Origin of the sequence: Dissulfuribacter thermophilus, assembly GCF_001687335.1 — a bacterium.
GTDB classification, from domain to species: domain Bacteria; phylum Desulfobacterota; class Dissulfuribacteria; order Dissulfuribacterales; family Dissulfuribacteraceae; genus Dissulfuribacter; species Dissulfuribacter thermophilus.
On sequence record NZ_MAGO01000005.1, the window covers coordinates 44,810 to 67,919 of the forward strand.

The 23,110-nt window shown below is 44.6% G+C and carries 22 protein-coding genes and 1 tRNA gene; 11 read left to right on the forward strand and 12 right to left on the reverse strand.

Going from position 1 to position 23,110, the window contains the following annotated elements:
* Window positions 1–263: 263 nt before the first annotated feature.
* The 4 genes from DBT_RS05245 (at window position 264) to DBT_RS05265 (ending at window position 4,703) form a co-directional block, all read left to right on the forward strand.
* Window positions 264–935, forward strand: coding sequence for a DUF5752 family protein (locus DBT_RS05245; protein WP_067617346.1), 672 nt, complete (start codon window positions 264–266; stop codon window positions 933–935).
* Window positions 935–2,179: a glycosyltransferase gene (locus DBT_RS05250; RefSeq protein WP_067617349.1), complete on the forward strand. Its 1,245-nt coding sequence runs from the start codon at window positions 935–937 to the stop codon at window positions 2,177–2,179. The genes DBT_RS05245 and DBT_RS05250 overlap by 1 nt, the downstream gene beginning before the upstream one ends.
* Window positions 2,176–3,000 carry a trehalose-phosphatase gene (otsB, locus tag DBT_RS05255; RefSeq protein ID WP_067617352.1) on the forward strand — a complete coding sequence of 275 codons (825 nt, stop codon included), beginning with the start codon at window positions 2,176–2,178 and terminating at the stop codon, window positions 2,998–3,000. The genes DBT_RS05250 and otsB overlap by 4 nt, the downstream gene beginning before the upstream one ends.
* 227 nt (window positions 3,001–3,227) lie before the next feature.
* The gene (locus tag DBT_RS05265; protein WP_067617358.1) at window positions 3,228–4,703 is read left to right on the forward strand and encodes an alpha,alpha-trehalose-phosphate synthase (UDP-forming); all 1,476 of its coding nucleotides are present in this window, start codon (window positions 3,228–3,230) and stop codon (window positions 4,701–4,703) included.
* A gap of 9 nt (window positions 4,704–4,712) precedes the next feature.
* Here DBT_RS05265 and DBT_RS05270 read toward each other — a convergent pair whose 3' ends face one another.
* The 6 genes from DBT_RS05270 to hisB form a co-directional block, all read right to left on the reverse strand.
* Entirely contained in the window at window positions 4,713–5,597 is an 885-nt protein-coding gene (locus DBT_RS05270) for a HEAT repeat domain-containing protein (RefSeq protein ID WP_067617361.1), read from the reverse strand.
* Window positions 5,598–5,600: 3 nt separating this feature from the next.
* Window positions 5,601–7,376, reverse strand: a complete 1,776-nt coding sequence (locus DBT_RS05275; protein ID WP_067617364.1) for an Hsp70 family protein — start codon at window positions 7,374–7,376, stop codon at window positions 5,601–5,603.
* Entirely contained in the window at window positions 7,376–8,053 is a 678-nt protein-coding gene (locus DBT_RS05280) for a DUF2760 domain-containing protein (protein WP_067617367.1), read from the reverse strand. The genes DBT_RS05275 and DBT_RS05280 overlap by 1 nt, the downstream gene beginning before the upstream one ends.
* 12 nt (window positions 8,054–8,065) lie before the next feature.
* Window positions 8,066–10,060, reverse strand: coding sequence for a ribonuclease catalytic domain-containing protein (locus DBT_RS05285; RefSeq protein WP_067617370.1), 1,995 nt, complete (start codon window positions 10,058–10,060; stop codon window positions 8,066–8,068).
* Window positions 10,061–10,068: 8 nt separating this feature from the next.
* Window positions 10,069–10,743, reverse strand: a complete 675-nt coding sequence (locus DBT_RS05290; RefSeq protein WP_067617373.1) for a hypothetical protein — start codon at window positions 10,741–10,743, stop codon at window positions 10,069–10,071.
* Window positions 10,744–10,883: 140 nt separating this feature from the next.
* Window positions 10,884–11,495 (reverse strand): imidazoleglycerol-phosphate dehydratase HisB, encoded by a 612-nt coding sequence (gene hisB, locus DBT_RS05295; RefSeq protein WP_067617376.1) that lies wholly within the window; start codon window positions 11,493–11,495, stop codon window positions 10,884–10,886.
* Between the two features lie 205 nt (window positions 11,496–11,700).
* Between hisB and DBT_RS05300 the strand changes: the two genes are divergently transcribed.
* Window positions 11,701–11,994, forward strand: coding sequence for a hypothetical protein (locus tag DBT_RS05300; RefSeq protein WP_067617378.1), 294 nt, complete (start codon window positions 11,701–11,703; stop codon window positions 11,992–11,994).
* Window positions 11,995–12,016: 22 nt separating this feature from the next.
* Here the strand turns inward: DBT_RS05300 and DBT_RS05305 are convergent, their stop codons facing one another.
* Window positions 12,017–12,370 carry a DsrE family protein gene (locus DBT_RS05305; protein WP_067617382.1) on the reverse strand — a complete coding sequence of 118 codons (354 nt, stop codon included), beginning with the start codon at window positions 12,368–12,370 and terminating at the stop codon, window positions 12,017–12,019.
* Window positions 12,371–12,374: 4 nt separating this feature from the next.
* A complete protein-coding gene (gene ilvD / locus DBT_RS05310) occupies window positions 12,375–14,036 on the reverse strand; it encodes a dihydroxy-acid dehydratase (protein ID WP_067617384.1) in 1,662 nt (553 codons plus the stop codon).
* A 344-nt stretch (window positions 14,037–14,380) separates the two neighbouring features.
* Between ilvD and rnc the strand changes: the two genes are divergently transcribed.
* The 4 genes from rnc (at window position 14,381) to DBT_RS05330 (ending at window position 17,258) form a co-directional block, all read left to right on the forward strand.
* Window positions 14,381–15,076: a ribonuclease III gene (rnc, locus tag DBT_RS05315; protein ID WP_067617388.1), complete on the forward strand. Its 696-nt coding sequence runs from the start codon at window positions 14,381–14,383 to the stop codon at window positions 15,074–15,076.
* Window positions 15,069–16,001 carry a GTPase Era gene (gene era, locus DBT_RS05320; protein ID WP_067617391.1) on the forward strand — a complete coding sequence of 311 codons (933 nt, stop codon included), beginning with the start codon at window positions 15,069–15,071 and terminating at the stop codon, window positions 15,999–16,001. The genes rnc and era overlap by 8 nt, the downstream gene beginning before the upstream one ends.
* Before the next feature lie 166 nt (window positions 16,002–16,167).
* Complete coding sequence (gene lpxC, locus DBT_RS05325; protein ID WP_067617394.1) at window positions 16,168–17,124, forward strand: UDP-3-O-acyl-N-acetylglucosamine deacetylase; 957 nt, start codon at window positions 16,168–16,170, stop codon at window positions 17,122–17,124.
* Between the two features lie 57 nt (window positions 17,125–17,181).
* Window positions 17,182–17,258, forward strand: a tRNA-Pro gene (locus DBT_RS05330).
* A 240-nt stretch (window positions 17,259–17,498) separates the two neighbouring features.
* On the opposite strand, the gene DBT_RS05335 is transcribed toward DBT_RS05330, so the two are convergent.
* Entirely contained in the window at window positions 17,499–17,696 is a 198-nt protein-coding gene (locus tag DBT_RS05335; RefSeq protein ID WP_067617397.1) for a hypothetical protein, read from the reverse strand.
* Between the two features lie 172 nt (window positions 17,697–17,868).
* Here DBT_RS05335 and DBT_RS05340 point away from each other — a divergent pair, with 172 nt between their 5' ends.
* Entirely contained in the window at window positions 17,869–20,265 is a 2,397-nt protein-coding gene (locus tag DBT_RS05340; RefSeq protein ID WP_067617400.1) for a DNA-binding protein, read from the forward strand.
* A 350-nt stretch (window positions 20,266–20,615) separates the two neighbouring features.
* Here the strand turns inward: DBT_RS05340 and DBT_RS05345 are convergent, their stop codons facing one another.
* Genes DBT_RS05345 through DBT_RS05355 form a run of 3 tightly spaced genes read right to left on the reverse strand, consistent with a single transcriptional unit; the run spans window position 20,616 to window position 21,615 of the window.
* Complete coding sequence (locus DBT_RS05345; protein ID WP_067617403.1) at window positions 20,616–21,032, reverse strand: DEAD/DEAH box helicase family protein; 417 nt, start codon at window positions 21,030–21,032, stop codon at window positions 20,616–20,618.
* Window positions 21,029–21,424: a type II toxin-antitoxin system VapC family toxin gene (gene vapC, locus DBT_RS05350; protein WP_067617406.1), complete on the reverse strand. Its 396-nt coding sequence runs from the start codon at window positions 21,422–21,424 to the stop codon at window positions 21,029–21,031. The genes DBT_RS05345 and vapC overlap by 4 nt, the downstream gene beginning before the upstream one ends.
* Window positions 21,421–21,615 (reverse strand): type II toxin-antitoxin system VapB family antitoxin, encoded by a 195-nt coding sequence (locus DBT_RS05355; protein WP_067617409.1) that lies wholly within the window; start codon window positions 21,613–21,615, stop codon window positions 21,421–21,423. The genes vapC and DBT_RS05355 overlap by 4 nt, the downstream gene beginning before the upstream one ends.
* Window positions 21,616–21,786: 171 nt before the next feature.
* On the opposite strand from DBT_RS05355, the gene DBT_RS05360 reads away from it, so the two are divergent.
* The gene (locus DBT_RS05360) at window positions 21,787–22,974 is read left to right on the forward strand and encodes an ATP-binding protein (protein ID WP_083186651.1); all 1,188 of its coding nucleotides are present in this window, start codon (window positions 21,787–21,789) and stop codon (window positions 22,972–22,974) included.
* The last annotated feature ends 136 nt before the right edge of the window (window positions 22,975–23,110 follow it).

The following is a 23,110-nucleotide window of genomic DNA, read 5'->3' on the forward strand; positions in this document are numbered from 1 at the left end:
CCGGAATAAAGCTTCTTTTTTTTCTTGATATATATTTTTAACGCCTATTTGCATCACCTTTTTTCTAACAAAAAAATAAGTAGCCTTTTTCCATAGTCAAGGGGTATAAATAAAATCTTGTTCACACATATTTTCTCAGGCCCCCCTCCACTACTGACTAGGCAATTGCTGTATTTAGGTATAAATGAAAAGATAAAAACCTATTGATTATTGTAAAAAATTGTTATAAGCCCCTTTTGTTCATGAAATCTGGAGGAATACCTATGGAAAACAATAAAAACATGAAATTCCATGTACGCGACTGTGCCCTGGTAAGGATGAGCACAGGTTTTAGGGCCCAGACTCTACGAGAATTCAAGGAATGCATTGAACGCGTACCGGAAAGCAGCATATATCATCATTTCTGGGGTAGATTCCTGCAACCCCAGTTCGATGAACCAGAATACAACAACGACTTTGCTGCATGGGTCTATCATAGTCTCCACGAAAAGGCCCTTGCAGAGAAACTGAGTGTTATAGATCCAACAGAATTCGAAGACATAGAGTCCATAAGACAAGAACTTATTGAAAGGATAGAGGACTATCTCTTTGAATATGAATTCGTCCCAGGGGCCAGAGCAGACGAACAGTTCTATTTCGTACAGAGTCAACTTGTGGTGCTTGACACTGGCCTTAACCTTAACGAACCAAAAGACCTCAAAGAGGCCGTTCCCCAGATGTCTCCCGGAAGCATATTCTACCATTTTATCGACGCACGAAGACGTACTCCTGAAAAGACCAATGACTTTAGCGCATGGCTAGTAGGCTGGGGTAAAGAATATGAACCATTAGCCAATTCCTTCAAACAAATGGATCCCTACTTTGGTTCGTTAGAGGCACTCAGGGCCATGATTCACCAAGAATGTATAGCTTTTTTTAATGGAGGAAATAGTTAATGGAACTATTGGAACAGTATAATCAAGTAGCCGGAAAAGAGGTAGTTGAACACCTGAAACAGCTTGCAGAACCCCTTCGTGGCATGAAGGTCGTCCATGTGAATTCCACGAGACAAGGAGGGGGTGTTGCCGAACTACTGAGAAAGATAGTGCCAATGATGGAGGCCCTTGGATTGGATGCACGCTGGGAGGTGATTGAGGGAACTAATCGCTTTTTCCAGTGCACAAAGGGATTTCATAACAGCCTACAGGGCAAGACAGTGCTGATCTCTGAAAGTGCTCTTGAAGAATACGAAAGAGTAAATGCCCAAAATGCCGAGGAATTAAAGCCCGTCCTTCAAGATGCAGACTTCGTATTCATACATGACCCCCAACCGGCTGCCCTATTAAAATATATTCCAGACAGAAAGGGCAAATGGATATGGCGCTGCCATATAGACTGCTCAAGACCCTATAGGCCAGTTTGGAAATACATAAGAAATCTAATTGTCGATTATGATGCTAGTATATTTTCTCTTGCAGAATTTGCCCAACCCCTCCCACATCCTCAATACATTATTGCTCCTAGCATTGATCCACTGAGTGAGAAAAATATAGAACTACCAGCAAATGAAGTTGATGGGATCTTTGACCAATTTGGCCTAAAACGCGATCTTCCTCTGATACTACAAGTGTCCAGATTCGACAGATTTAAAGATCCCCTTGGAGTAATTGCTGCCTACAAAGAGGCAAAAAGAATGATTCCCCTTCAACTGGTGTTAGCTGGAGGTGGGGCAACAGACGATCCAGAGGGCGAGGTGGTACTCGAAGAGGTAAAAAGGGCAGCAAACGGAGATCCGGACATTCACATATTGGTACTTCCCCCAGATGCCCACCGGACCATCAATGCCCTCCAAAGGGCGGCGGACATCGTGCTCCAAAAATCCATCAAAGAGGGATTTGGACTCACAGTATCTGAGGCAATGTGGAAGGGTAAGCCAGTAATCGGAGGAGATACAGGTGGAATTAGACTACAGGTAGTAGATCATTACACGGGTTTTAAGGTGAGAACCCCAGAAGGCGCTGCTCTTAGGATTCGCTATCTGCTCCACTCTACAGAAAAACGTTTTGAAATGGGACAAAGGGCAAAGAGGTTCGTCAAAGACAACTTCCTCGTAACCCGTCATCTCAGGGAATACCTTGCCCTTATGATTGCAATCTTCCATGGGTTCGAAGACAGGATCGATTTATCACTGGCCCCATGAAGACAATCAAAAATCCTGAGAAAGTTAGGGCATTTTTCGACTGTCTAAGAGATTATCCCAGAATAAAGCGTCTCATCATGCTCGACTACGACGGAACACTGGCCCCCTTCGTAGTGGATAGGGACAGGGCCTATCCTTACGAAGGGGTCTTAGAGATCTTAGACCAGATCGTATCCTCTAAAACAAATAAAATCGTAATTATAACAGGGCGCAACGCAGCCAAGATCAAGGATTTTTTACCCCTAAAAAACCCCTACGAAGTATGGGGTGCCCATGGAATGGAAAGAGTCCTTCACGATGGTAGCGTGACCAGAACTCCCATCACAGAAGACGTACAAAAGGCCTTTTCCAAGGCCTCAAAATGGGCAAAAACCCACGGTATGTCGGACAGGATCGAACAAAAGTACGGTTCTTTGGCATTTCACATTAGGGGGCTTGAAAAAGACAAGATAGAGGCCCTGCTCACATATGCCAAGGATGCCTTTAAAAAAATATCTGAAGGCACAGGATTAGAAATAAAGGAATTTGACGGTGGAATAGAGCTCAGGACCCAGGGTGTTGACAAGGGAACTGCTGTAAGAACCATCCTATCAGAGACAGAAGGAGACACCATTTTTTCCTATTTCGGCGATGACCTGACTGATGAAGATGCATTTACAGCCCTCGGCGACTTGGGAGTTAGCTTTTTAGTGCGCCCTGAATACAGACCAACAAAAGCAGATGTGTGGGTAAAACCCCCTCATGAGTTGAAAGATGTATTAAAGCGTTTTATTGTAAAACCTAAATCCTGCACGGCAAAAAGGGACAGAAATGATTTTTAAATATTATATCGTACAGTTGCCATACAAAAACCATTTGCTTGAATTCACTTTTTTAGTGAATGCAAAACGTGTAGTTTTTTCGTCCCCTTTTGCCGCCCTACGGGATTGGCGATTTTACCCAGGTCTCTTTGTTGCAAGGGGCTTGAAGTACCTAAGTACGTCTGCAACCCCTGCGCCTCGCTATCAAAGGGCAAACTCGCCAATTGCAGGATTTAGGTAAAAAATGAATGAATGTACAAAAAACTCCTAAAAGACTTATTGCCGTATCAAACAGGCTCCCTATTAGGATTGTAAATGATGGAGGCGAAAAACGGGTAGTCCCAGGGGCAGGAGGGCTTGTTACCGCCCTAGCTCCAGTACTCAGAGACAGAGGCGGGATATGGATTGGATGGTCCGGAGCCCCTCATGACCCAGATCTTTCGGGTCTTATTCATCAGGCCTCAAAAAAAACGGGTTATCACCTTAAGGCCATTCCCCTTTCAGAAGAAGACATCAAATTGTATTACCACGGATTTTCTAATGAGATCATCTGGCCTCTTTTCCATGACCTTCAAACACGATGCAGATTCAAGCCCAGTTATTGGTATCAATACCTCAATGTCAACAAAAAATTTGCAGAGGCAATAAGGCAAAATGCCGGACCAAAGGATTACATCTGGGTGCACGATTATCACCTTATGCATGTAGCATTCCTCATGAGGGAAATGGGATGTACGCAAAAGATAGGGTTCTTTTTGCACATACCCTTTCCACCTATGGACATTTTTTTAAAGCTTCCTTGGAGGAAAAAGGTCTTAGAAGCCCTATTACAATACGATCTGATCGGCTTTCAGACCATGAGGGATAAAAGGCACTTTCTCAACAGTCTTTCCCAATTGATTAGGGAGGTCAAAATTCGTGGAAGGGGTTCGATTTCATCTGTAGATTTTAAAGGTCGAAGCATCAGGATTGGGGCATTTCCAATAAGTATTGACTATCAGTCATTTGCAAGAGACAGCAGTTCAAAAGAGGTAGCAGAGGCAGCCTGGTACCTCCATGAAGCACTACCTGAAAGACAGGTAATCCTTGGAGTGGACAGACTGGACTACACTAAGGGCATTCCAGAGAGGCTATGTGCTTTCAAAAACGCCCTTGAGCACTATGAAGAACTCAGAGGCAATGTAAGCCTTGTACAGGTCGTGGTTCCAAGCAGGGAAGAGGTCCCAGAATACCAGGAACTCAAGGCAGAGATAGAGCGGCTAGTGGGCGAAATAAATGGCCGATTTACCACGTCTGGATGGATCCCAATACATTATCTCTATAGGAGCTTGGATCGAACTGAACTCCTAGCATACTACCGCCTTGCGGAAATCGCACTCATTACCCCTTTAAAGGACGGCATGAACTTGGTTGCCAAGGAATACTGTGCCTGCAACCTCGATGAAAAGGGAGTACTTATCCTAAGTGAATTTGCAGGTGCCGCTGCTCAACTCCACAGAGGAGCAATTATGGTCAACCCCTACGACGTAGAGGGGGTATCCAAGGCCATATTAAAGGCTTACAGAATGCCCTACGAAGAAAGAGTCAAGAGAATGAAGCATCTCAGGCGGGTAGTAAAGCGAAAAGATATATTTTGGTGGGTCAACACATTTTTGAAAACTGCCTTTGCCAAGGACCTTACGGCATTTCCAGTGGGAGTGGCCGAAGACTACGTACCCTCATAGTCTCAAGGCCTATTGAGACCTTCTTTTTTCCAATACGCTTAGGGCAATACGTTTTATCTCCATGTTCGGGTCATTCACCAGTCGTTGTGCATCTTTTATGCCCAGGCTCCCCTTTTCGCAAAGGGCCTTTACACAGGCAAGCCTAACCTGAGGATCAGGATCTCCCAAATAATTCCTAAGGGTCTGTTCTACCAAGGACCCGTCTTCCACAGAATCCAGATCCATTTTTGACATGATGGTAAGGATGTCTGACTTGAGGCCGGGTTCTTCTTTTGAAAGGGCCTCACAATATACGTTCATGGCCTCTTCTTCCTTACCTTCAAATCGCCATAGGTTGTATAAAATCGCCCTCTTTTGCTGGGAAGATGCCCCCTTCAATCTGTCTGTCAAGATGCCAAAGAGCCTGGAGTCGCCAAGATTACTCATTGCTATGACCGCTACCTCTTGCACTTCTGGATCCTTGTCATGAAGAAGTTCTGCAAGAATAGGGACAGACTGGGTGTTTCCCTCCCACCCCATTGCAATAACTGCCCTTATTTTTGCCTCCTTATCAGGGCCTTTTACGAGGTCATTCAATCTTTTGGTGAGAAGCTGGGGGTTAGAGACAAAAGCACCTATTACACTGAGATAAATGGCAGCCTGATCCTTGAGGTCATCGTCTGCCTCTGGATCTTCTATTAACGCGACCAGAATCCAACATAGCTCATCCTGAGCCAGGGTGCTAAGGACCAGGAACATGCGCTTTCTCTCCTCGTCAGAGGCCACTTTAAAGGCCCTGACAATGGAACTAATGGCGATCTCTCCCTCCTTTGCAATGAGGGATGGATCTTCCAGATACTTGGCGACCTTTTTCTTTAAACCGCGTCTTTCCTCAAACTCTAAAATGGTGGCCAAATCTTATTCCCTTACGCCAAATTCCATCTTGAAGCTGAGTCCTTTTTCCTCAGAGACCATATAGATTTCAAGGGTGCCGATCTCCGTAACCTTAACCTTGAGCGTCACAGGGATAACTGTGCCAGGGGCAATGCCAGGTGCCTCAAGAGTGGACTCAAGCTGTGAAATGGGCTCAATAGACTCCCCAAGTTCTGGCACAAGATCTCCAGGGGCATCCCCTGACCTAGTTGAGGAGGCAAGGAACGGGAAACTGACCGGCCGTCCTACAACAAGCCCAAAGGTCCTTCCTTCAATGGCGAACTCAGAACCTTCTTCGGCACCCTCTGGAACCAGACATAGTGCCATGAGTTTTGGAGGCATACCAGGGATTGCTGGCCCTGCCTTTTCGATCCCTATGTAGTAGCTTCGCGTTATTCCACCCTTTATGCGCCAAAGCGCACCCTGGCGCGCTAGAGAAAACGCAGACGCCCCTATGCCTACACTGAGATCTAAATCTACTGGTTTCAAAAGGGAAATTTGTGACTTCCCCTTTGCTTCAAGCCATTTATTCAGGAGTTTTATGATCCGCGACTGTAGAGACGTTGCCTTAAACACCCCGCCATTGAATAGCAGATGAGTGGGAAGGGCATCACTATTTTGATTCAAAAAGGCGGCCAGATGCCTTGTGATTGCATAGTCCTTTTCATAGGGAAGGGAAAACTCCATCAGCCCAGATTGGAGTTCGTCCTTTGGAGCGTCTGTAAAGGCGCACTCTGGGAAAAACCCCTCCATCAGGACCTTTTCTACTACATCGCGTTTAAGGGATGCCCGAATCGTACCGCCAACAAGCCCTCTACCAGGTCCAGGTAAGGAAAAGGCGACCTCCGTCTTTGAAGGATCCTCTAAAAGGGCCTCTTTGGCAGCCCTGACATTCTGTACCACAAGGTTATACTGCCTGAGGCTAAAGGACCTTTGGGCCTCTGCCATTTCATTTAAGATCACCTCGGTAAGGGCGAGGTCCATATTGTCTCCTCCCAAAAGGAGGTGCCTTCCAACGGCGATTCTCTCAAGGCCGATGCCTCCCCCTTCACTCTTCACCTGGATGAGGCTAAAATCCGTAGTTCCGCCACCAATGTCTACGACGAGAATTACCTCCCCTACCCTAATGAGATCCTTCCAAGAATCTCTGTTTTGATATAGCCAGGCATAAAATGCGGCCTGGGGTTCCTCCAAGAGAGTTACGTTCTCTAGACCTGCGGAACGAGCCGCCTGAACAGAGAGATCTCTCGCAACAGCATCAAAGGAGGCCGGGATAGTAATAGTCACGTCGAGGTCTTTTAGCTCTCCAAGGCTCTTACCCAGATCATAATTCCATGAGGCCTTAAGGTGTCTTAAAAAGGTTGCCGCCGCTACAACTGGAGATATCTTTGGGCAGTCCTCTGCAGCATCTACGGGCAAGATTGCCTTTGTACGATCTACACCCGAAAAGCTGAGCCAACTCTTGGACGATGAAACCAAACGCCCAGATGTCTCAGCTCCTCTCTGTCTCGCATATTCACCAACTACCCTTTCGCCAAATGGATCCCATGGGAGCCTCAGGTCTCCAGAGTCCTTTTCAGCCTTTGTCGGAAAATAGATAAACGAAGGCAGAAGCCTCTTTTTTGCAATCTCTCCAGGGGCCACTAGTTGAGGCACATTAAATACCAAAATGTCCGATGAGGATGACTCGCAATACGAGAGTACCGAATTAGTAGTCCCGAGATCTATTCCAATAGATATTTTTTCTTTTGTTTCACTCATCAGTTAATCTCTACTTCTGCCTGTGAAATTATTTCACTTTTTGCCCTCTGACCAAAGCTTGGAAGATTTAATGCGTTTATCTTCCAGCCAGGATGCATAAGACTTCCCTTATAAGGAGGTTTGCCTGTAAGATTGCCAGTAAGCCTGATCTTTTTGGGGTCATAGTCCTCGTCCACCTCGATTTCAGTGCCTTCCTGGGCATCTATAATGGGTCCCAGGGTCAATACGTCTTTGAGGGCATTTCTCAGACCCTGATGGACCTGGCGTGCTGCTGCCCCTACCTGGGCATCATCAAAAGGCGTAATGTCCTCTTCTATAAAATCTATCAGACGCCCCTCCCTTTGAAATACCGAAAGGAGCCAAATGATTCCTTCTTTCCTGTATTCGTCTGCATGCTCTTCAATGTCTTCAAGAGTTGGCCCGGCAACTGTCTCTTCCTTAGGCTCTACTTTGAGTACCTCTTCAGGCTGGACCTCTTTGGGCCCTGCCTTCTTTTCCTCATGAACCTTTCCAACCTCAGGAGCCTTTTTCTGTTTACTTGCGATAGTTGCAATAATCCATGCAACTATGGGACCTCCCACAATGGCGGGGCCTATCCACGTATTCAGGAGATCTTGATCATAATAAATTGCCCCTGCACCTACCAAGGCCAATACCAAATACAGATAACGTTCCATAAACTCCCCTCCTTACATCTTCCCCCATTCGAATTTTAACTGATTTTCCCTAGGATTCACTTTCTTTATCCTTACATATACCTCCTGGTCAAGGTAATAGTCCATCTTATGTTGTCTAGGTATATCCACTGTAATGAGGTAGTCTTCAAGGACCAAAAGTAGTTTATTGTCTAGGATATCGAGGACCCACGCCTTCAGATCTTCGCCTTTCCGTTCATTCAGGTGTTTGAGGAGCCAATAGCGGAATCTTGCCTGTCTCACAGAGGCGGCACGGATAAGGCCTTCTTGGATGTTGATGGAGATGCCATCAAGCTCCTTTTGGCTAAACCTAGGCCCACTGGATGCCAGGTATTCCAATATCTGGATCTGCATTGCAAGGTCAAGGGCCCTTCTGATTGGCGATGTTATGGTGGTATAGCACTCGAGGCCAAGACCTGAGTGAAAATCCGGTTCTGGCCCGAGAATTCCCCTAGATATCAATCTCCTTTGACGGAAATTCGATCTAAGATCCTGTTCAGCCCCATTGATTATCCTCTCTCTGGGCTCTGGCTGGCTCCTATACAAGGCAGGAATCGAATTGTCCCTCAAGAATTTCGCAGCAATGGAATTGGCCAAAATCATAAGTTCTGAGACAAGGAACCTTGAAGGGCCAGGTTCATCAAGCCATACACGGATTTGTCCATCTTCCACCCTAATTGAGAGCTCTGGAATAGGAAGAGGAAGGGCATTTCCCTCCTTAATCCTCTTTTTCTGTAGTAGGAGTGCAAGGTCATACAGCCTTTTGATGGTCCCTTCTTTGGCTACGAGTTCATCCGCCTCTTCATAGCTCATCTTTCTCTTGGACTTGATCACACTCCTAACGATCCTAGTCTCCCTGACTCCGCCCTCCTCGTCAATGAGGGCAAAAAAGCTGAGTGCCGCCCGCTCTTTTTCCGGCAACAGGCTAAAGGTCTCATTACTTAGGGATTCAGGGAGCATTGGGACGATTTCGTCTGGAAGATAAATGCTCGTAGCCCTTTCCATGGCAATCTCAAAGAGCCTTGAGCCGGGCCTTATAAACGTCCCTACGTCTGTGATATGAATACCAACTTCAACTCCGCCATCGACCTCCCTAAAACTCAGTGCGTCGTCTAAGTCCTTACTCTGAAGGGCATCTATAGTAAAAACATCTAAATCACGTAGATCCTCACGGGTCTCGTCTGACAATGCCTTTTGTTGGTAGTCTTCTGAAATCTTTTTGGCCTCGCCAATGACTTCCTCGGAAAATGTGCGTTCAATCCCCGCCCTCAAAAGTTCTATATTCTCGTCCTCGCTCCAGATGCCAGCCCTTACAAGAGTTTCAAATGGGGCAATAGGACTTGAGAGCCCTGCCCTTTTAAAAAGGTCCTTTACTTCTCCTGAACGCTCTGAGTCTTCACCCTGGATGCAGTAGTCTTTGATGGCCTCAATCCATTCTGAGGTGTCTGAAATCTCCGATATAGATTTATCTTTTCCCCAAATGGCATTGAGTAATTTAGTCCCCTGTTCGAGTCTCTTGATCTTTTCTTCTTCTCGTCTCCTCTGTTCAATAAGTCTCTCTACAGCCTCCTTGGGTTGAGGCCGGATAAAACCATCTTTAAACTTAAAGTGGGTCCTCTCGGTGATTACAGCCCTAATACTTGCAGCCTCATGGTCTGGAGTGGACTTTTCCCCGAAGATGATCTCTGAAAATTCCCTAGGGTTCCAGACCTGGTCTTCGCCCTCGAGAAGTTCCCATATCTCTGCTATGTCAATGTCTTTTTGTATGAATGACCTGAGTTCGTTTATCTCTTTTAAGATAGTTATGGCCTCTTCTCTAGGTGAGGTCTTTATCCGCTGAGATGAGATATGAATCACCCGATTTTTAGACAAATTTGTCTCACGTCCTAGATGAGTCAAGAGGTGGAAGCGCGTACCCTTTTTACCAAGGCACACTGCATCCACAACTCCTTCCAGAAATTCTACTACCTGGCTCTCTTGAATATCCATTTCTTTCGTTATGGAAGTCTATTTAATAGGTCTTGAACAGCCCTCTTGAGTCCAATTTCACCGAGTTTTTCGGCTGTAACCCACTTCATTCCAGTCTCTTTAAAGAGACCAAACTTGAAAAGATTACTAGTTAAAGGCCTTTGCGTTTCATCAAAATTGTAGTGCCATAATACCTTTCCATCCTGTACCCTAATGAGATGAAGTGCAAAGGCCACAGAGGCCGGCTTGCTCGCTGCGTAATCTCCCCCCATTCTTTCATGATACCTATAGATTACTCCATATAAAACCGCATCTGCACCAAGATCACGGCCAAAGGCCTGAATGAGTCGGATCTGGGAGGCCTTCACATTCGATTCGATGAGAGAACTTAAAAAACCAACGCATTGGCCTTCTGGCACAGGAAAGAAATTGCTCTTATTCTTTAAAAGATCAAACAGTACCCGAGTCAATTCCAAAGATGCCTCTTCAGGCACCTCGCTCACGTCAAATACTGTATCGGTTAGGGCGCACGTCGCCTTTTCCTGACCAGGCTTTATTCTCGCTCTATCCAGAGGCAAAACCGCGATGCGTTTAACTTCCGGGATCTTTGTCACAGGTCCATTCTGAGATGATGAATAAAGGTGGCTACAGCCACTCAGTACTAAACTCATGCAAACAGCAAATAGAAGATGTATTCGAAACATGATCATCTCCCTTCTACAAACTCTCATGTCCTAAAGGCACTACGACCAAAGTATATGCAGCATTTTTGGATGAAATCTCTGCCTTCTACTCAAAACTTCTCAAGTTCTTTTCCTTCAACTCGACACTCAAAACTCAACACTCAAAACTTTTTTGTGCTATCTTCAGATAAAAGGCCCTTGGTACTGAGATGGCCCCTAACCCTTTCGTCAATCTGGGTAGCAATATCCAAAGCACGCCCAAGCGCCTTGAAAACGGCCTCTGCCATATGGTGAGCATTTTTGCCATACAGGCAGTTCACATGGATATTGGCCTTTAGGTGATTGGAAAAAGCCCTCAAAAACTCCTCAACCAGTTCCACATCAAAGCTGCCTATCTTTGGTGTATTAAATGAACAGCTAAAAACCAGATAGGGTCTTCCTCCAACATCAACGCATACGTGGCATAGGGCCTCGTCCATGGGGACCCATGCTGAGCCATAACGCCTTATTCTTTCCCTTGTACCCAAGGCGGAACTAAAACACTGGCCAAGTACAATACCAACATCTTCAACAGTGTGGTGATAATCTACGTGAAGATCTCCAGCAGCAGACAATTCAAGATCGAAAAAGCCATGACATGCAAAAAGGGTGAGCATGTGATCAAAGAAACCTACCCCGGTTTCTATAGAGTTTTTTCCTTGACCATCAAGGGAAAGCTCGGCCCTTATATGAGTCTCCTTTGTCTTTCTCTCTATGGTGGCAACCCTTTCCATTTAATCAATTAATCCTTTCACCTAAACTAATCACTAAATCCTGCAACAGTTATACCGTATCTACTTGTGGGGGATTTTAAGTATTCCTCCACATCTTTTGCAACCTAGCCTCAGAATTTAAACTTTAATAAAAACTAAAGGGCTCTCCCTAATCTTCCGATGAATACCATAAAGCTACTCTTTTGAGCAAGGATAGTAAAGGATTTTGAGCAAACGAAAAAAGCCCCTCCCAGACATACAAAAAATCCTAGCGCGCCTAGAAAAGGAACTAAACTGCCGCTACTTTACCATCTCGCAGATACCAGAGGCTGTCACATGGGCAGAAAGAGGTAATGTGTCAATTCATGAAAATTTTCACTCTAGGCGAAAACAGTCGTATCACGTCATTAGCGGCAGCAAAGAAGCTATAGAGGCCTTTTGCAATTTTGTTGGAATCCCTCTCGATGCCATCAAGGCATCAGAATTCTACAGATTTTGGCATGTAAACTGGACCCTTTAAGCCTAGCAGCTATTATCTCAGATTATGGCCGAACATATACCCATCCATCCTTTTGGTATTCATATAACGCCATAATTGCGGCAGGAACAGTACCCAGATAACCTGCTAGACTATTCTTTGAAATGCCAAAGGCATTAAGGGAGTTTTCACAGAGGAAGATCTTGCCACCGTCTAATACGAACTGTTTCATCTTGTCAAACAACTGGCGATCGCATTCCTTGACCCTTAACACTGAGTCCGCATTTGCAATTATTACTACTTCAAGTTCTTCCCCTTCCTTTGCCGCCTTTAGGAAATTTTCAGCATTTGTAATGCTTACTTCCCAGCGTTCTTTCTGCCCAACATGAATTAAGAGTTTTTTAACTTCTTTTTTCATGACGTCAGCCCTCTAATATCGCTCCTTTTGCCCCACTAGAGACCATTTTTGCGTATCTGGCGAGATATCCAGACTTGATCCTGGGTTCTGGAGGAGTCCAATTAGATTGTCTCTTTTTAATCTCGTCTTCGTCCACTAATAGATCAAGCCTTCTTGCAGGAATATCTATTGAAATTAGGTCTCCTTCCTGCACAAAGGCTATGGGACCACCCTCTGCCGCTTCAGGGGAACAGTGTCCTATGGCAGCTCCTTGGGTGCCTCCACTGAATCTTCCATCGGTTATAAGGGCAACGTCCTTTCCAAGGCCCATTCCGACGATAGCTGCCGTTGGTGAAAGCATCTCAGGCATCCCAGGACCACCCTTTGGTCCTTCATAGCGTATCACCACAACGTCTCCCTTATTTATCTTGCCTCCAAGTATTGCCTCATATGCCTCTTCTTCGGATTCAAACACCCTGGCAGGCCCTTTGTGAACCAGCATCTCTGGCGCAACTGCACTTTGCTTTACCACCGCCCCCTGTGGTGCAAGAGACCCATAAAGAATGGCAATACCACCTTCTTTGTGATAAGGATCATCTACAGGTCTTATGATCTCCCTGTCTCGGACCTCATGGCCTTTGATGTTTTCTCCAACTGTTTTTCCGGTAACCGTGATGGCATCTGTATCTATTACTCCAAGAGAGGTGAGCTCTTTTAAGATCGCCTGAATACCTCCTGCCAGATGAAGCTCCTGGAGACTATGGGGGCCAGCAGGAATTAGATTACAAAGATGCGGTGTCTTTTGACTCATTTCATTAAAGATATCTAGACTGAGGTCCACACCTGCCTCATGAGCAATGGCAGGGACGTGCAAGACCGTATTTGTAGAACATCCTAAGGCCATATCAACGGCAACTGCATTTTTAAAGGCCGAAGGAGTACAAATGTCTCTAGGGGTGAGTCCTTCCTTGACCAATTCTACTATTCTCATTCCAGTGGCCTTTGCCAGACGAATCCTATGAGCAGACACAGCGGGTATTGTACCGTTTCCTGGAAGCGACAATCCAATTGCCTCAGAGAGACAATTCATGGAATTTGCCGTAAACATACCAGCACATGATCCACAGGTGGGACATGCCTCATTTTCAAGTTCGCAAAGATCCTGTTCAGTGAGTTTTCCTGCTTTGACCTCGCCAATACCCTCAAATACAGATATTAGATTGACCTTCTTTCCCCTCCAATTACCTGTAAGCATAGGCCCGCCAGCAATCACAATGGCAGGAATATTAAGACGCAATATGGCCATAATCATGCCAGGAGTTATCTTGTCGCAACTTGGTACCACTACCAGGCCGTCAAACGGATGTGCTTGAGCCATTACCTCTACGCTATCGGCGATTAGTTCGCGGGATGAAAGGGAGTAGCGCATGCCCAGGTGATTCATGGCTATTCCGTCGCATACACCGATGGAGCCGAACTCCACAGGAGTCCCTCCATTTAATCGAATCCCAGCCTTAACCGCCTCCACAACCTGTCTCAGGTGTATATGGCCAGGGATTATCTCATTGAATGAATTGGCAATTCCTATTATTGGCCGCCTTATCTCATCATCTGTGTATCCCATGGCCTTAAAAAGGGACCTGTGGGGTGCCCTTTCAATTCCCTTTTTCATTCGATCACTTCTCATTTCTTCCTCCTTAAAACGTCTGTGACGCCGTTGAGACAAATTATTGAACTATGAGTATTATCCTATTTGACTCTTACCTTATCACAGGTAATATATCTTTGCTTTTTTTTCTTCAAGACCCAAAATCATTAAAATCACCTTCCGGGTGAAATAGATATTGGGGATAGCCGAAAAATACATGGATGGTAAGCGCTCACAAGGGCCCCGCTCTCCTTTGGAGGGCGAGAGGTAGCTGTGAAGTATGCTCATCATCCCCTATGCCCCGCATTTGGGGCATAGTACTAGCGCTTATAAAAAAGGACATTATATTGATTAGGCTTTGCCTAACCCTGTGAGGGATTACAATGAACGAGGATCTAACTGGTCTAGAACGCATTATTGGATATAACTTTAAAGACAAATCACTACTTGACCAGGCCCTAACACATCGATCTTACGCCACAGAACACTCAGGTATGGTTTCCGACAATGAACGATTGGAATTCCTTGGTGACGCGGTTTTAGAGCTCGTGATGACGAAGCTCCTTTTTGATCTATATGGCAAGGAATACTCTGAAGGGGATCTCACAAGGATGAGGGCCTTTTTAGTAAATGAAAATCAACTTGCGTCTCAGGCACAGCGGTTGACCATTGGCGAATTCATAAAACTTGGCAAGGGAGAAGAAAGAAGCGGGGGCAGGTACAAAAAAAGCATCCTTGCAGACACATTCGAGGCAATAACGGGTGCAATTTATCTTGATGGCGGTCTTGACCCCTGTTTTAAATTTATTAAAAGTATCTATGATGAACTTTTGAAAAATGTCACGAGTCAGTTTAAAATAGATGACTATAAAAGTGCACTTCAGGAGTTGACACAAGCGAAATTTCATGTTGTACCAACATATAGAGTAGAGAGAATTTCAGGGCCAGATCACAACAGGTCCTTTGAAGTGGCATTAATCTTCGAAGGCGATGTCTTGGCCCGAGGCAAAGGTTCGAGTAAAAAAAAGGCAGAACAGGAAGCAGCAAAAAAGGCATTGAAAATATTGAAAGATGGATAGCGACCCTCATCGATCGCAACCACAAGAAAACGGGATCTTTAAATCGGGCTTTGTAGCCATTGTCGGCGCTCCAAACGTCGGTAAATCTACCCTTTTAAACCAGTTACTTGGTGAAAAGGTAGCTATTGTTACCCCCAAACCCCAGACTACCAGAAAACAAATCAGGGGTATATTGTCTGGTGAAAACTACCAGATCGTATTCGTCGACACCCCAGGGATCCATGAATCCAAGCGGCTTCTCAATAAAATGCTCGTTAAATGGGCCATTTCTGCCCTGGAAGACGTAGATGTTGTGCTTTTTGTAGTTGACGTAACCAGAAGGAGGGTGTGTGACGAGCTTGGGATATTGGATCTTCTGAGGCAGGTAGGCAGACCCGTCATATTGGTACTCAATAAAATTGATCGGGTGGCCAAGGAGTCCTTGCTCCCAATCATAGACTCCCTAAAAGATGCCTATCCCTTTGAGGCTATAATACCAATATCTGCAAAATACAGCGACGGAGTAGACATAGTCCTTGATGAGATACTGAGATTACTTCCGGAAGGGCCTCGCTTCTATGAAGAAGACGTAAAAACCGATCAAATGAATGAAGAACTCATCTCCGAACTCATTAGAGAAAAGATCTTCCTCATGGCAGAAGAAGAGGTCCCTTATTCCACTGCCGTGGAAGTAGATAGAATCGAACATGACCCAGAACGCTCCCGCATAAAGATCTTCGCGACAATCTATGTAGAAAGGCCCAGTCAAAAACGGATAATCATCGGAAAGGACGGACGCTTTATAAAAAAGGTAGGCCAGATGGTTCGCGAAGAACTGGAGCGCGTATTTGGCAAAAGGGTCTATCTTGACCTATGGGTCAAGGTCTTAAAGGACTGGTCCAAAAATGAAAAGAGTCTAAAACGACTCGGTCTATCCTTTAACTAATGTGACTTTTTTGTCTCAGGTAGAGAGACTCCAAGTAATCTCCAACCAAAGATCGTTTTTTTATTCCTTAAAAACAGCCACTTACAAAATCCACCTTCCATATTTCATCCTGGTACACTTATTGCTATGTCTTTTACAAAACTCCTAGATAGAAAGGATCATAAAATTGGCTAAAGGCTGTCAACATACACTAAAAAAAGAGGTTAAAGTCGCAGGAATCGGCTTACACACGGGTGAAAAGGTCTATATGACCATAAAACCTGCCCCACAGGACTTTGGTATCTGCTTTAAGAGAATAGATGATGGCAAGGAGGCGATTATACCTGCCACCTATTCAAACGTGTGCTTTACGCAACTGTGTACCACAATAGGAATTCAGACCTCTGAGGGAATGAAAACAGTTTCCACCATTGAGCACCTTATGGCTGCCCTTTTTGGACTTGGCGTGGATAACGCCCTGATAGAGATCCATGGCCCTGAAGTACCCTCGATGGATGGAAGCGCCGCTCCATTTTATTCAATTATGAAAAAGGCAGGTCTTCGACCCCAGAATAGCCCAAGGAAATTTTTGAAAATCAAAAAAAGAGTCGCGATTTCTATTGACGACAAAGAAATAAGCATTGAGCCTGCAAACCATTTTTTAGTAGATTTTGAAATAGACTTTGATCACTCGTTAATTGAAAAGCAGCGATTCATTTCCAAAATCAATTCTAAGTGTTTTGAACGCCACATTGCCAGGGCACGCACATTTGGATTCCTCCATGAAGTAGAGTACCTGCGTAAAAATGGATTTGCCCGTGGAGGATCCCTGGAAAATGCCGTAGTCATTGGCGAAAATGGCGTTTTAAACGGCGATGGGCTGAGATTTCCCGATGAATTCGTGAGACACAAGGTCCTTGACCTAATTGGTGATCTCTACCTCTTAGGCTACAGGATATTGGGTAAGGTCGTAAGCAAAAAGAGCGGCCACACATTACACAACGCCCTAACCCATGAATTAATAGCACAAAAAGATGCTTGGGAATTGGTCGAAGCCCATGGGAAATGGCCTATTCCAGGCATATTTGTCCCCTCTATCAAAGAAAAGGTGGAAATGCCCCACCCGATTCCAAGCCCAGCTTAATTTTTAGGCCTTGAAGCCAAGCCAATCATATGGTAAATAGGCTCCACCTTACGTTGTCGGGGCGTGGCGCAGCCTGGTAGCGCATCTGCTTTGGGAGCAGAGGGCCGGGGGTTCAAATCCCTCCGCCCCGACCAATTATTTTTAATTATACTACACGACACCACATTCTGCCAACTTACCGTGAAAATACCCATTGGATTACTGCGGCTAATATTACAGGTAGAAGGTAGAAGCAAGCCCTGCCTGTACAAAAGCCAGAGGCCCTATCTTCTACCTTTCATCAGCTTCTGCCTTCTACCCTCTCCCTATTCTTATTTTCAACCACGAGGGTGACGAATTCCCTCGTCATTATAGTTTGATACTGCACAGTAGGTTCACATATAATCCTGAGTCCTTTTTTCCTGCTTGTTTTGGAATCTTAGCCTGAAAAAGCAGCTTTTTTCAATAATATTTGTTCTTTTTAGCACAACTCTTAATACTCTGTTCCCTTGAAACAAAAAACACAAATTTTCCTTGAGAACATCCACACAGACATCTATAATATTATTAAGGTTAATATTTTTAATTTTCATGTTTTACTTCTCCTCTTATTCTTAGTTAATAATTCCCGCTATAAGCGCCTAATAAATCACATTGTATCTAATATCAGGAGAAGCACTTTATCAAAAGGCATGAATTCCTGGCCGCTGTTTTGCTGACGCTCCACAGTAGCAGGTAGGCTATACGTTATCGGAGGTTAAAAAAATGAAAATTTGGGAAACAAACATTTATGTCCTGACTCATTTATTCATCTTTTCTTTCTTCACCTTAACAGCGGCTGCCAATGCAAAGACTTGGCACATATATTTTATGGGCCAAAAGATGGACTACCTTTCCGGCACAGTGCACAACCATAATGGAGAGGGGACGCTGACCATCGAAGAGAAAGATGATGCGCAAAAGACAGTGTCTATAAACATCATAACAAATGACGGAGCCTACGACTATAACGGGGAATTCAGCGGCTATGGAAGTGAAAACACATTTGGGGCGGTAACAGATTCGGGCAATGATGATTACAGAGATAACATTGCCGGTTATATTACATCGTCTGGGGATGTTGTGGGTAAATTGATTATAACTGACCTTAGCGCCGGCCATAATAGCAACAGCAATATTTATGACTTTTCGAGCAATGCATCTTTGTTGTCCCACCAATCTTCAACTGCTGCTGTTTCCACTACTGACCAGTGCGCCACATATAATTTTCAATCCAGCACTCTTCACATTCCATGCCTGACCATAGGCCAGGAAAATTATTCGTTGGATCTCAAGCTAATAAATGAAAATCCAGTCCAGCTTGAGCTCCAAGGCATGGCTAAACTTCAGGATGATCAGGAGAACACTATCTTCAGAGGCTGGGTAACATTAGCGAAACCAGTGTCAGGGGCATCTTTGAACATCTACACTCTTGAAGGGAAGGCTATTTACCACTCTGAAGGCCCTGTTACCAGCGGCTTTGGCTCTTTTTTAATAGGGGTTGAAAAAAAACTCCCGTCTGATTTTCGTGTGATCTGCACTCCATCGAGCAGTGATCCCGAGCTTGCCGGCATAGAGCTAATGGCTGATGTGCGCAATTATAATCCCAACACTGACACGATCTATGTAAACGCAGTTACAACCTTGGTTAGCCGTTACATGGACAGACATAAGGACACGAACGTGACCGCTGCAATAAATACTGTCAAGGCTTTTCTGGAGATACCTGACTATGTGACAATAGGAAGGGGGTTGTCCGTCAACAATGCCTTTTTTAGTCATTTGGCATTCTTAAATGAAGCTAAAAAGAATGGGGGATTAAGTGCCTTTATTGAAATACTAATCGACGAGATGGAAACTCCAGGAAGCACCACTCATCCCTTTCCTCAACCTGAAGGGCTTCTTAAATCAATGACAGGCCCAACGGTCAATTATGTCCTGGATGGCCTAACCAAGGGGGCGTTGTCCTATGTCGGCGGCAATACTCTGGGCTGGGGATTGAAAATGTTGGGGCTTGGCTCAATTATTGATCCGGATAATGGCGCTGAAATGATAAATACATTAAAAGGCATAAAGGATCAAATTACTCAACTTTCCGACCAGATTTCCCACCAGATGGCTAACTTAAAAAATGAACTAAAAGGCGCGTTGATTTTGAATCATTATGATAACAAGAATGATGAGATCTTCCATTTAGCTCTAGAGGTTAGACAGATACAGGACGACCTTACAACTCTTGTATCAGACAATTCTAGCGGAAACACCACCTGGCGAAATGATGAAACGACACGTATAAAAAATGCAATAAGCAAATTTATAAGCATGAGGAACCAATTCCACGGGACACTTTACGGCGATCAATCCTCTGAATCTCTGTTGAAGCTTTGGATCGAGGTTGTGAAGAGCAGACACCGATTCATAACTTCTGATGACTATAAAACAATAAAGGGCCTGTTTGATTATTATGACAAAATTCAATTGGCATTGCTAGAACTCGTGGTGGAGTATGCAGTTTCTGAAGGCGCTTCCAATAGCACAATACAACATTATATCGACGAGTACAGGGAACACCGCGAGCTTCAATTGGAAATGCTTCCACAAGAGGTGCCTGAAGGGCTGTTTGTTGATACCAAGACAGGCAAAATGTGGATGCGAAGACCCGTAACGACTTTACCTGGCCGCAATTACAAGGATGTCCGTGGAGGTTTATACTATGTACACGGCTATCCTCCTGTGCTTGACCAACCGAATCCCAATGCCCCGATAAACCAAACTACCAGCGTCCATAGTTATGGTTTCCATAACTGGATGCTTCCCACACCAGAGGATCTCGATGAATTGATGCATGACTACAACGGAAATCGCGCTACTGAAGACTGGTTTGTAAAAAACGGCGCCTTCCAACAAGGACTCTCCATGAAGGCCATTTTTATGACGTCAGGAGGCAATGTCTGGACACGAAACTGGTACTGGGATGCCTCTCGCGCCCGGGAAATGGTAACAATAAAATGTATCGGCGTTGATGGAAAAACAACAGAAGTGGCAATCTTAAAGGAGGGAGCAGCTCAAATGGGTTCTATATTTCCGGTCCGTATTCCAGTGCAAAACGAACGGTACTACTAGTGATGTTGTAGAGCGAGCTAACGAGGATCTATATGATTTCGTGCATAAGCGCTAAGTCAAATTACCACCGCCAAAGGCGGTGGCTTGTAAACTATTATGCCCTGAAAGGCGCTACATTTCAGGCTACTCTCTTACCAATGCAATCGTGTTCTGCCAAAACATAAAGCCTCTTCAAGGCATTATTTCCCTTCCCCCCTCCTCCTCCAAAGGGAAGGGCCCATTGCGCTCCCCTCTGGGAGGAGGTTAGGAGGAGGGCAGAAAAAAGGGGGTGACTAATCGCCCGTATTAGTCATATCAACAACCCATGACCTAAATAGATAGGACATACATTCTTAACCTAGTAGAACTCTTTATGGTACCACTACCAAAGGTAATGGTTTAAGCCCATTAATTAAAGTGATTTTAACACCCCAATGTTTGTAACAGTAATCCAGGATGGGCCAAAGGAAGCTCTCAGTCTTTCCTGAGCCTGTACCCGTTGCAATTATTGTGGAAGCAGGTTTTTTGCTACCCAGGCGCTTAAACGCAAGCTCCTGATGACGATAGGGCTTATAAGGGAGAGGAACCTCCGGGAAAAATTCCCTGTCTCCTTCAGCCTTTCTAAAAGGAAGGCCAAGATTCAAATATGGCCCCTTGAATACCTCTCCCTTTTCTTCAAGGAGCCTTTCAAGGATTCCATGAAAAAAAGGAGTGGTAATTGGAAATGTAGTATTTAAAAAATCTTTGAGCCCCTGACAAATCTGTTTTGCAAGAATTGATGGGATCATTTCAATGCACTTTTGAGGCCAAGATATCTCCTGAAAGGCTCAAAATCCCTTTCTGCATACAAAAGTGACAGACCGTGTTCAATGCAAAAGGTAGCTATGATGACATCAATGGTCTTTCGAACTGTTATTCCTTTTTTACGGAGAAAACGGAAACTTGCGGCACATTTTAAAGCAAGCTCTTTACTGCATAAGTCAAATACCACGAGACTCAAAAGCAACTCCCTGGCTGTGTTAAAATCCTTGTCTGAACGAAAACCCTGGAGAACTTCTATGAGAATCAAATCGCCTATAACTAAAATTTCTTTGCCAAGCAGTGAATGAAGGCATTCTGTTTCAGGGCTTGAGATACCATTGAAGTAATTTATCCATACACTTGAATCAACCAGTATCAATTTGAAAGCCTCATATCATCAAGATTACCTTCCCATTTCAACTTTCCCCTAAATTTTTTTATTCTTTCCTGCTGCTTTAGGGAGATCAAGGTCTTTAGGGCAAGTTCCACAGTTTCCTTTTTGGTCTTGAGACCTGTAAGTCTCAAGGCAACTGACATCAGCTCATCATCTATATCGATATTTGTCCTCATCCCGACCTCCATGTGTATATGAATATAAAATCATACACATGATGACAGTCACCTTACTTTTTGTCAACGGCGAAGTCCATACAGTGCAAGCTCATTCACCCGGACAGATATTGACTTTACGATAGCATCATATAAAATTGAGACCATCCATACGATGGGAGCGTAAAAATAGTGGAGACTCTTTTATTCCGTTTCAATCCGTGGTGGGAATCATATAACTGGCCAGACTTCGTTCCAAGAGAAGGCTATCTCAAAAGTCTTTTGTCGGTTCAAGGTACAAGAGACATCATTCTCCTTACAGGGCTCCGCAGAACAGGGAAAACTACCTTAATGAAAATGGCAATCCAGGCCCTAATAAGGGATTATGGAATTAAGCCCTCTTACATATTTTATTGCTCCCTTGATTATTACGGCCTTGAGCACTATTCCATCATGGAAATTGTAGAGGAGTTTCTTAAAATCCAGAAGATATCCACATCTGAAAAGACCTTCCTGTTTCTTGATGAAGTGGCCTACAAGGAAGACTTCAGCCTACAGCTAAAAAACCTCTATGATACATTCAATGTCAAGATCTATGCCTCTTCTTCAGCCTCAGTGCTTAAAGACGAAAAGGCGCATCTTACGGGAAGAGAAAGGATGATCGAGATCTTACCCCTTGATTTCCATGATTTTTTGAAATTTAAAAACCTTTCCATAAAAAAGGCCGACCGCCATCTCCTTGAATCAGCATTTCTGGAATACATGGAGACGGGCGGGATGCCGGAATACGTCCTTACAGGCGACCCTGAATACATTAAACAATTGGTTGATGATATAATCTATAAGGACATCATCAGCCGCTACAAAATCAAGGATGAAACCGCGGTGAGAGACTTTTTCCGTCTCCTTATGGAAAGGGCAGGAAAGCAATTGACCCTCAACAAGATTTCCAAGATTCTGGGAATGAGCGTTGATACGGCCAGGAGATTTCTAAACTATTTTTCAAGCACCTACATTATTTATACCGTGGAAAGATGCGGCAAGCTAAATGAAAGGCTAAAATCCCCCAAAAAGGTTTATGCAGGCGACATAGGCATACGTAATGCCGTAACCGGCATGAGAGATCTAGGGGCCATCTTCGAGAACCTGGTCTTTTTTGCCATAATGCACAAAAGGCCGTGCTATCTTTTGAAAAATGGGGTGGAAATCGACTTTTTCACTGAAGACAGATGGCTGATTGAGGCAAAATACGGCCAGAAGCTGACTCAAAAGCAGGCCAAGCTCTTTGAATCCGTGGATGCAAAAGGCCGTCTAGTGGTTGACTCATTGGAGGGGCTTCAAGAGCTCTACAAGCTACTGGGGCGCCACTATGGCGCATAAAAAGTGGAACCTAAATCCTGCACGGCAAAAGGGGGCAAAAATTGTTTTTTGAACATTATATTGCTTAGTTGCTTAGCAATAGCTATACTTATAACCTTCACTCTTTTGGTGAAAACCAAGCCTTCATGTCTTTGCC